At 55.2% G+C, this 9210-nt stretch carries 9 protein-coding genes and 1 pseudogene; 4 read left to right on the plus strand and 6 right to left on the minus strand.

From position 1 onward, the window contains the following. Positions 1-295 precede the first annotated feature (295 nt). The 3 genes from OHL22_RS11850 to OHL22_RS11860 are packed head-to-tail and all read right to left on the minus strand — an operon-like array spanning position 296 to position 1767. On the minus strand, positions 296-1057 hold the full coding sequence (locus OHL22_RS11850) for an SOS response-associated peptidase (protein ID WP_263337332.1): 762 nt from the start codon (positions 1055-1057) through the stop codon (positions 296-298). A gap of 9 nt (positions 1058-1066) precedes the next feature. Further along, the gene (locus OHL22_RS11855) at positions 1067-1333 is read right to left on the minus strand and encodes a hypothetical protein (protein WP_263337334.1); all 267 of its coding nucleotides are present in this window, start codon (positions 1331-1333) and stop codon (positions 1067-1069) included. After that, positions 1321-1767, minus strand: coding sequence for a hypothetical protein (locus OHL22_RS11860; protein ID WP_263337337.1), 447 nt, complete (start codon positions 1765-1767; stop codon positions 1321-1323). The genes OHL22_RS11855 and OHL22_RS11860 overlap by 13 nt, the downstream gene beginning before the upstream one ends. Positions 1768-1951: 184 nt before the next feature. On the opposite strand from OHL22_RS11860, the gene OHL22_RS11865 reads away from it, so the two are divergent. From OHL22_RS11865 to OHL22_RS11880, 4 genes are all read left to right on the plus strand, one after another. Continuing rightward, positions 1952-2647 (plus strand): DNA recombination/repair protein RecA, encoded by a 696-nt coding sequence (locus tag OHL22_RS11865; RefSeq protein ID WP_263337342.1) that lies wholly within the window; start codon positions 1952-1954, stop codon positions 2645-2647. Position 2648: 1 nt separating this feature from the next. Continuing rightward, a complete protein-coding gene (locus OHL22_RS11870; RefSeq protein WP_263337346.1) occupies positions 2649-4142 on the plus strand; it encodes a DNA polymerase Y family protein in 1494 nt (497 codons plus the stop codon). Further along, positions 4135-7341, plus strand: coding sequence for an error-prone DNA polymerase (locus OHL22_RS11875; protein ID WP_263337349.1), 3207 nt, complete (start codon positions 4135-4137; stop codon positions 7339-7341). Before OHL22_RS11870 ends, OHL22_RS11875 begins: the two co-directional genes overlap by 8 nt. Before the next feature lie 115 nt (positions 7342-7456). Further along, complete coding sequence (locus OHL22_RS11880; protein ID WP_263337352.1) at positions 7457-8062, plus strand: siphovirus Gp157 family protein; 606 nt, start codon at positions 7457-7459, stop codon at positions 8060-8062. Between the two features lie 90 nt (positions 8063-8152). Here OHL22_RS11880 and OHL22_RS11885 read toward each other — a convergent pair whose 3' ends face one another. From OHL22_RS11885 to OHL22_RS11895, 3 genes and pseudogenes are all read right to left on the minus strand, one after another. Next, positions 8153-8326, minus strand: coding sequence for a hypothetical protein (locus OHL22_RS11885; protein ID WP_263337355.1), 174 nt, complete (start codon positions 8324-8326; stop codon positions 8153-8155). A 5-nt stretch (positions 8327-8331) separates the two neighbouring features. Then, on the minus strand, positions 8332-8520 hold the full coding sequence (locus OHL22_RS11890; RefSeq protein WP_263337357.1) for a hypothetical protein: 189 nt from the start codon (positions 8518-8520) through the stop codon (positions 8332-8334). Next, positions 8450-8970 (minus strand): annotated as a pseudogene (locus OHL22_RS11895) (transposase); the annotation flags it as partial. The gene OHL22_RS11890 and the pseudogene OHL22_RS11895, both read right to left, overlap by 71 nt. Positions 8971-9210: the final 240 nt, after the last annotated feature.

Raw genomic sequence — 9210 nt, forward strand, 5'->3', positions numbered from 1 at the left:
CCGAATCAATTCAGGCTTGTGCAGGGTCGGGCTGCAACGAGCACCAGGAGCGTCCTGTGTGATCCAAACATATCGTGTGTTCACGGATGGTTCTGCGATTGGAAAACCGCTTGTGATTCTGCGCCAACACGACTTAAAAAGGGTCTTCATGCAGAATCAACAACGTACGCTCGGTTTGCGGTGTGGAGTTGGCTTGAGTGCGAGAACCAAGTGTCACCAACTATCAGGTACGCTTGTCACTCTTACCCTCAATGCCTAGGAAAGCTGGCCGGAGCGACCTCAGTTCATTCGTCCATCAGAACAACAAACCCTGATCCGGATTGACTGCGGGCGGTTTCGTCTTGCGCTTCTTTTCTGGCCTCGGCGGCTCAGGTTCTTGCGGTGGCTCCACATAGGGGTCCAGCAAACCCCGATGATTCTTCTTAATATCTCCCACTTCTGGATTCACCCGCCACACGTGCATCCGTTCCGCCGGGAAGGGCTTGCAGAGGTCAAGCGGTGGATACTCAGTGTCACCAACCTGCAACCAGCGGTCATAATCCTCCGGGTGGAGGATGACCGGCATTCGCGGGTGAAATTTCTCGAACTCCGGATTGGGCTCGCAGGTGACCACAGCAAACGTCTCCAGTACCTTTCCGTCTCGCATCCACCAAGACCAGATACCGGCGAGACAAAATGGAGACTTGTCCTTCATGCTGAGCGCATACGCGACCTTCTTGCCCTTCACATACTTGTCCCATTCGTAGTAGCCGTCAACCGGAACCAGACAGCGGCGGTGACGTGCAGACTCTTCGAAGCTCCGCTTCTCAAGGATGGTGTCACTCTTGGCATTGAAAGTTGGGTATGGAAGCTGGTCCGAGAGTGCCTCGCGTGGAACCAAGCCCCAACGCATGTTCGCGATCTCGCGTTTGCCGTCTTTGTCGAGACGAATGATGAGTTGCCACGAGTACGGCGACCCGTTGTAGTCCGGCCCTGGATTTAGGCCTTCGGGCACGTCTGCCGCGAATATTCGAGCGATGTCCCCGACATCCGTAAACCGATGAATCCGTCCACACATTGGATCAGCCTAGCAGAGGCCATTCCAGATATGCGGATAGACTCCGAGCAGATTCTTTGTTCCACGTGTGGGTGAATATTTGCACCTCGCCCAGCCATGATTCACGATCGAGATTCGAGCCGTTTCTACATCCTGGTCCGATAGACCAGCGTCCGAGAGAAGCAGCAGTAGTCGATGCGGAAACTCGTCATGAATCGTTACTCCGATGCGCTGGCCTTGATCGGTCGTGCAGAACATTTCAAAGCCATATGACTTGGCAGCAATCAGCACAAACATGAACTGCCCACAGGACGCCAGGATTCCGGTGGAGACGGCGGCAGTATTGGTTCACTCCAGAACAATTCACCTTCCATCGGCTCTTCACGCGGCCACACGTCGTCTGTGCCAAGAAAGCCGCGATACGTGCCGGTGACCTGTGAAAGTGCGACGGGTCTTCCTGGGTGGAAGAGCCAATATTCCCCCTCGATCTCAGGCCAAACGATCGACCAGCCTTCGCGGTCTGGGGAAAAGAGGTTATCTCCGTGCGGAGATTCCGGCGGTTGCATGCGCTCACTCCAGATCCACGACGGAGCATCCAGATCCCAGTTCTTCCATAGGTAATTCCATCGTGGGCCGTCGATGTGGACGAATATGGGCTCTTTCTCCTGCGGTGCCAAAGCCCAATAGACGCCTGCTCTTTCCGGCCATTCTTCCGTCCAGCTGCCTAGCATTGCTCCCTCCGGTTTAAGAGTGCCTCTACGAAAATATCCGCCTTTATTTTCTCTTGCTTAGACAGAAAACGCTGCAAAAACAGGGCAACTGACAATTGACAGTCACGAGTATAAAAGCGAATATAAGGCGAAAGTATAGCCAATGCCCTCCGCCGCTACAATTCGGCTCCAAATCGAGCACTCCATGGAGTCTAAATTTCCGGCTGCGCTGACACCAGTACCACGCACGCTCAAAGACGTGGCCGCAACAGGGATCCCTACCATCGATCGGCTGTTGGACGGCGGCTTCCCTGTTGGAGCCATCACCGAAATTGCCGGCAACGGATCGTCCGGCGGGACAAGCCTTGCCATTGCGTTTCTCGCCGAGAGAACAAAGCTGGGAGTTGCTTGCGCCTACGTGGATACCCTGGACACTTATGATCCCGAATCGGGGGCAGCCATTGGTATTGATGCGCGACGGTTCTTATGGGTACGTTGCGAGGCAAATACAGTCCTGAACCGGATCGCCAAAGCGATCCAAGCAACAGACCTGCTCCTAAACGCTGGTGGGTTTGGAGCGATTGTTCTGGACCTTGGCAGCAACGAACAGCAACATGCGAGTCGGATACCACTCGCGACTTGGTTCCGTTTTCGTCAAGCTGCGGATCGAGCACGATGCTGTTTGCTGGTCTTAGGGAAAGCCATGTATGCAGGCTCAAGCTCGGCGCTTCAGATCGAATCCAGCATTCGCCAACTGGTTCGATCGGCAACAACCATGGACGGAATTCGGTACGAGGTCCGTCGCAGACGCGATCGGCAAGCAACTCGAAGAAAAGGCCCGCAACCTGTATCGGTCGCAGAATGGCAAGCGCAATATCCACGAGACGGAAAGGAGGGATGAGATGCTGCGAAGCCTCTACGCCGGTATCCACGTTCCCAGCCTTCCCTTACAAGCCTTGCTCCGTTTGCATCCTGAGCTTCGGTCCTTGCCGGTCGCCGTCATCGACGGTGATCCGCCCTTACAGACTGTCTGCTCTGTCAATGCACGCGCCAGGAAGCTCCAGGTCATTGCTGGAATGACCAAGACGGATGCAGAAAGCATACCGGGCTTGCGGATACTCACCCGATCCCCACAAACCGAAGCAATTGCGGAAGATGTTGTCCTGGAATACGCGATGCGTTATTCCCCGCGTATCGAAGACGCTCACGGACCGGATCACTGTGCCTTTGTCCTGGATATCACCGGGACAGAGAGACTGTTCGGACCGAGCCGCATATGGGCGGAACACCTTCTCACGACACTTACATCCGTTGGTATCGAGGCGCATATTGCAGTGAGCGCCAACTTTGACTGTGCGCGAATCATCGCATCAGCCGTTCGAGGCTCAACGATGGTTCCAACCGGCAAGGAAGCAGAGATTCTTTCTGACCTGCACCTATCCACGTTAGCCTTGTCTGCGGAAGATCAAGAGACATTCACACTTTGGGGTATTCGTTCGCTTGGACAGCTTGCACGACTTCCGGAAATCGAGTTGGTATCGCGGTTCGGGCAAGCGGCAAAACAATGGCGTGATCTTGCGCTCGGGGCTCACCGCCATACGTTTGAACCAATCGAGCCGGAGATCGCGTTAGCCGAATCCTGCGAGTTTGAAGAGTCGATCGATAACGTTGACTCGTTGCTGTTCGTTGCCGGCAGGATGATCGAATCCTTGGTTCGTCGTGCTGGATCCCGAGCGCTGGCGGTTGCGGCACTGACAATCGATATGGGATTGGAAGATGGATCGACATACAAGTGTTCGATCCATCCGGCGTTGCCATCTCAGGATCGAAGGTTTCTATTAAAGCTCCTACAGCTTGAGATCTCGGCGCATCGGCCTCCATCAGGCGTCCTCGCGTTGGCGCTGACAGCCGAAGCTGGACAGTCGAGTAAGCAACAGCTCGGTTTATTCATGCCGGATACTCCTGAGCCCGCTTTGATGGATATAACGCTGGCCCGCCTGAAAGCCCTGGTAGGAGAAGACCGGGTAGGAAGCCCCGTGCTCCTCGATACGCATCGATCGGACGCATTCCGGATGGGGAGCTTTGCCATCCACGGGACCGATGCACCGGGAAAGCCCGTCCCTGTCGGTCGGTACACTGCGCTTCGCCGTATCCGACCGCCTCATGCGGTAACCGTTCGATGCGCTCACAGCAAGCCTATGTCTCTGCATGATGGCAAACAGACATATCCCATCGTTCTGGCCTTTGGACCGTGGCGGAACAGTGGGTGCTGGTGGACCAAAGAGGATTGGCAGAGAGAAGAGTGGGATGTACTCATCGACAGTGAGCAACATGCGTATTTGCTGGCCAATGACAGGAAGCTGGGCCGCTGGTTCCTTGAGGCAGTGTATGACTGATCCGGGCTATGTCGAGTTGCACGCCGCCAGCGCGTTTAGTTTCCTCGCAGGTGCGTCGCAACCGGAGAATCTTATCGAACGTGCAGGGCATCTCAGCATGCCCTCCATCGCGATCGCTGACCGGAATGGGCTGTATGGAGCCGCGAGGTTTCATACGGCAAGCCAGCGAGTCGGAGTAAAGGCTCACATCGGTGCTGAGGTCGCAGTTTCATCCTTTGCCCATCGGCTCACACCGCCATCGTGGCTGCCTCACCAGCACACGAGAGAACCTTCACGAATCACACTGTTGTGCGAGTCCAAGCTTGGTTATCAAAATCTTTGCCAACTCCTCACCAAGATCAAAATGCGTGAAACGAAAAAGGCAGAGGGGTCGGCAACCATCGATGACCTTGAGGAATACGCCTCCGGATTGATTTGCCTGACGGGCGGTGAGGAAGGCCCCTTGGCCTCATTGCTGGCACAGGATGAGCCCTCGGACGCCGATGACGCTGCAAGGCGTCTGCAGGCCATCTACGGGCGCGGGAATGTCTACCTGGAGCTGCAAAGGCATTATCTGCGAGCGGAAGAGCGCCGCAACCAGGCACTGTTAGCCATGGCTGCATCCCTGGGATTACCTGTCGTCGCAACCAACGGCGTCCGCTATGCCGTGCCCCACGACAGACAACTCCTAGATGTATTCACAGCGATCAAGCATCACACAACCCTGGACAGGGCAGGAAGGCTTCTCGCAGCGAACGCAAGCCGGTACCTCCGTCCGGTGCATGAGATGACAGTGCTCTTCCGTGATGTTCCGGAAGCCATATCGAATACGCACGTGGTGAGTGAACGGCTGGACTTTACCCTAAGTGATCTCGGCTATCAATTCCCTGCTTATCCCGTTCCTGACGGCGAAACGATGGACAGCTTTCTGGCGAAACGGGTCGAGGAAGGTGTCAGAAACCGCTACGGATCCCCGCCCGATAAGCACCTGTTGGCGAAGGCACACGCACAGGTCCAACGTGAATTAAAATTGATAGCCCAACTGGGCTTCGCTGGTTACTTCCTGATCGTGTGGGATGTGGTTGAGTTCTGCAAACGAAACGGCATTCTGATCCAGGGCAGGGGGAGTGCCGCAAATTCTGCCGTCTGCTACGCACTGGAGATCACCGCGGTTGATCCGGTTGGCATGGAACTGTTGTTTGAGCGCTTCCTGAGCGAGAGCAGGGGAGAATGGCCAGATATCGACCTGGACACGCCCTCCGGTGATGAACGCGAAAAGGTCATTCAGTACCTGTATGAGCGGTACGGACCCAATGGCGCTGGAATGACGGCGAACGTGGTTTGCTACCGCGACCGGATGGCAGCCAGAGAGGTTGGCAAGGCGCTGGGCTTCGATGAACAGACAACGGCAAGGCTGTCCAAAACAGTCGGGAACTACGAGTGGCGCGGGGCCGATGACGAACTGAGTAAATATTTTGAACGGGCAGGGTTGGACCTGTCCCACAAAAGAATTGCCTGCTATCACGATCTTTGCGTCCGCATGCTGGACTTGCCCCGCTACCTTGGGCAGCATAGCGGTGGAATGGTGATCTGTGCAGGAATGCTGAATCAGATCGTACCGATCGAGAAGGCATCGATGCCCGGAAGGGCAGTCGTCCAGTGGGATAAGGAAGATTGCGCAGACCTTGGGATCATCAAGGTAGATGTACTCGGGCTCGGCATGATGGCTGTTTTAAAAGACTGCCTGGAGCTTGTGCCGCGTCATTATGGAAAGCCCATCGATCTCGCGGCCCTCCCGCAAGATGACCTTGTTTATCAAACATTACGAAAAGCGGACACAGTAGGGATGTTTCAGGTGGAGAGCCGTGCTCAGATGGCCAGTCTTCCATTGAATGCACCCGCTAATTTCTATGACGTCGTCGTGCAGGTAGCCTTGATTCGGCCTGGTCCGATTGTCGGCAAGATGGCACATCCGTACATGCGGCGTCGGCAAGGTAAAGAAGAGGTAACGTATGAGCATCCACTGCTTGTGCCTGTGCTGAAGCGAACGCTAGGCGTGCCGTTGTTTCAAGAGCAGCTATTGCGTATGGCGATGGTGGTTGCCAACTTTACCGGGGCCGAGGCTGAGGAGCTTCGCCGAGCCGTCGGCATGCGGCGATCGATGCAACGCATGAAGGATCTCGAAGGCCGCCTGCGTTCCGGCATGGCAGAGAACAACATTAGCAAGGAATCTCAGGACAATATTGTTCTGGCCATCAGCAGCTTTGCCATGTATGGATTCCCGGAGTCTCATGCTGCGAGCTTCGCGTTAATCGCCTACGCATCGGCCTACCTGAAGGTCCATTACCTCGCTGCCTTCACCTGTGCCCTGCTCAACAATCAACCGATGGGCTTCTACTCTCCTGCCGTACTGGTGAAAGATGCCCAGCGTCACGGTCTGCGAGTGAAGCCGGTTGATGTGCAAGTGTCAGACACCGTATGCAACCTTGAGCACGAGAGCGACGGATCAGTATCGCTTCGGATTGGATTGAACTACGTCCGGGGTTTCAAGGCGGCAACGCAAGCCGAGTTGATTGAAGCTCGGAACACAAAACTGTTTGAGTCGGTAGACGACCTGGTAAACCGCGTACCGAGCCTCAGCCCGTCCGACTTAGATACGTTGGCGAAGATTGGCGCATTGAATCGCCTCCAGGGAATTGAGCATCGGCGTAGCGCGTTGTGGGTAGTGAAACAAGCGGGTAGAAGAGTTGCGCCGCTCCTGCATCAGGCTAATGGAGATCAGCAAAGCTCCCCGTTGATCAAGATGAATGACCAGGAACGATTAACTGCTGACTTCGCCGGGACCGGGCTCACCACGGGTCCACACGTCATGGCCTATTTGCGGGAGGAACTCATACGTGAGGGCATCTTAGCGAGTGCTGATCTCGCAAAGCGCCCTAATGATGAATACATCTGGATCGCCGGGTGTGTCATCGTCCGTCAGCGACCCGGAACAGCCAAGGGTTTTGTCTTCTTGTCCGTTGAAGATGAGCTGGGAATAGCGAATGTCATCCTCACGCCAAAGATTTTCGATCAACACAGAATGACGATCAATCAACATCGCTTTCTGAAGATCGCAGGAAGACTGCAAAACGTTGACGGGGTTGTTCACCTCAAGGGTGATCGATTTGTGCCGATGCCTTTGCAGGAGATCCAGGTTCGATCCCACAACTACCATTGACTAACCGCACACTCTGCGTCATGGCCATCCGGTCTTCTGGTACCGATCGACACCATGAAGGAGCCGCGGCGTAGGACGCTCCAGAAAACAATCCAATTTGAGGAGGAGCACCGACATGGCTTCGATTGCCGAAGCAAACTCGTTGTTTGAAATCGATATGGAATTGGACGCACTGTTCGATGAGATTGAGCTGGAGATTGAAGCTGAAGGTCAGCCTTCGGACGAATTGGTGGCTCGCTTTCAGGAATTCTGCGAAGCGCGTGGAGAGAAAGTGGATCGGATTGGGCGCTTCGTCCGCATGATGGAAGCGCGCGAACAGTTTTGCCGCAGTGAAGCCGCGCGTCTGAGCGATCGCGCACAAGCCGCGGCAAACAAAATCGTGCGCACCAAGAATATGGCGCTCTACTACCTCCTGAGTCGTGATCTGAAGAAGATCGAAGGCCAGCAATTCACGCTGCGCGCGCAGAAGAACAGCCAGGATTCAGTGAAAATCATCGATGAGGCTGCTTTACCCTTGTACTACTGCCGAATTGATGCACGAATCGACGGTGGCGTCTGGCAGGCGGTCCTGTCTCTGCTTCCGGATCAGCTTGCAATGACTCTCATGTCGTCTGTCCAGGAAAAACGGCCGAATGCCGAAGCCATAAAGTTAGCAGCGATGCAGGACGGACACGTGCCCGGCGCAGAAATTCGGCGTGGATCGCACTTGCGAGTGGTCTAAGCGTCAGAATGAACAAGGGTGGAGTCCGATAGCCAGTTACTGAACCCCGAGTCAGTCTCCCGCCCATGATTCAGCCGCAAAAAACTAATCCTAAACGGCGGCCACGTGTGCCACACGTGCGCCGCACTTCACGTCTTTGGAGGGAATATGGTCCGCAAAACGGGCTAGATTATTCGTGGCGGGGCCCGCACTTGGCTCGTGCGTGTCTTCGTCGGCCGCCACCCTGACACCCGGAAGCACAAGCACGTCGGCAAATCCATTCATGGGGGCTACGATCCGCCCAGGCTCACCTCATTCGGATGCTTGCCGAACGGGATCTCGGGCGCAACTTCCGCTCTTCCCGCCAAACGCTCAGGCAGATAACTGATATCTGACTTGGTCTGGGAAACGATTCTTGCCCACTCGCCAGCCAGCATGCCGCAGCGACGCCGTGATCCGGCGATAGCCATAGCGTCCATACCGTTTCGCTAACTCGATAATGGCTTCCGTTAGCCGAGGCTCATCCTCACGCTCCATCGGTCGATAGCGCCGCGTACCGCGTGGATGTGACACCAGACGGCACGCATCGCGTTCGCTTGGACCATGCTCGCTCCGAACATGACCCACCGCACTCCGACACCGCCCGGCGCTTAGAGATTTCCCCGTGCAAGGTCCTCCAAAACTTGCTTGCCCTGGCTCAGCTCCGCTACCAAGCGCTTCGACTTTTGGCTCTCCTGCTCAGGTTCATTCAACCGCTTCGCTTGGTCCACCTTCAGACCACCATACTCTTTACGCCACCGGTAGTATGTCTGTTTAACGATGCCGGCTTCCCAGCATGCCTGATCGGTCGCCTTCCCGTTCGCCACAAGTACTTCCGCCTATCGAAGTACGCTCGCTATCTGCTCTGGCGTGTAACGTTTCCGTGCCATCCAAATGCTCCTTCAAGAATTTTCTCTCAGCGCATTTGATCCAAATCTAGGCAGGCACTCCACTGAGACGCGAAGCCTCTGGCATCCATATGTAAACAAACTCATCGTGTAATTACTTAGTAATAAACCTTCATAACTATGCACTAACTAAAGAATATTTTCCTTTCAAAAAGTTGTTGACTTTCCACCGAGAACCCAGCGACACTGCAGCCATCTTTTTCCTTCAATCAATTTCCCGTA

The sequence above is a fragment of the Acidicapsa dinghuensis genome (assembly GCF_025685685.1).
In the GTDB taxonomy this organism is placed as follows: domain Bacteria; phylum Acidobacteriota; class Terriglobia; order Terriglobales; family Acidobacteriaceae; genus Acidicapsa; species Acidicapsa dinghuensis.

Excerpts from the sequence above, each read along its gene's own strand:
- OHL22_RS11850 (WP_263337332.1), bottom strand. The coding sequence starts at position 1,057 with ATGTGTGGACGGATTCATCGGTTTACGGATGTCGGGGACATCGCTCGA.
- OHL22_RS11855 (WP_263337334.1), bottom strand. The coding sequence starts at position 1,333 with ATGTTTGTGCTGATTGCTGCCAAGTCATATGGCTTTGAAATGTTCTGC.
- OHL22_RS11860 (WP_263337337.1), bottom strand. The coding sequence starts at position 1,767 with ATGCTAGGCAGCTGGACGGAAGAATGGCCGGAAAGAGCAGGCGTCTAT.
- OHL22_RS11865 (WP_263337342.1), top strand. The coding sequence starts at position 1,952 with ATGGAGTCTAAATTTCCGGCTGCGCTGACACCAGTACCACGCACGCTC.
- OHL22_RS11870 (WP_263337346.1), top strand. The coding sequence starts at position 2,649 with ATGCTGCGAAGCCTCTACGCCGGTATCCACGTTCCCAGCCTTCCCTTA.
- OHL22_RS11875 (WP_263337349.1), top strand. The coding sequence starts at position 4,135 with ATGACTGATCCGGGCTATGTCGAGTTGCACGCCGCCAGCGCGTTTAGT.
- OHL22_RS11880 (WP_263337352.1), top strand. The coding sequence starts at position 7,457 with ATGGCTTCGATTGCCGAAGCAAACTCGTTGTTTGAAATCGATATGGAA.
- OHL22_RS11885 (WP_263337355.1), bottom strand. The coding sequence starts at position 8,326 with ATGAATGGATTTGCCGACGTGCTTGTGCTTCCGGGTGTCAGGGTGGCG.
- OHL22_RS11890 (WP_263337357.1), bottom strand. The coding sequence starts at position 8,520 with ATGGACGCTATGGCTATCGCCGGATCACGGCGTCGCTGCGGCATGCTG.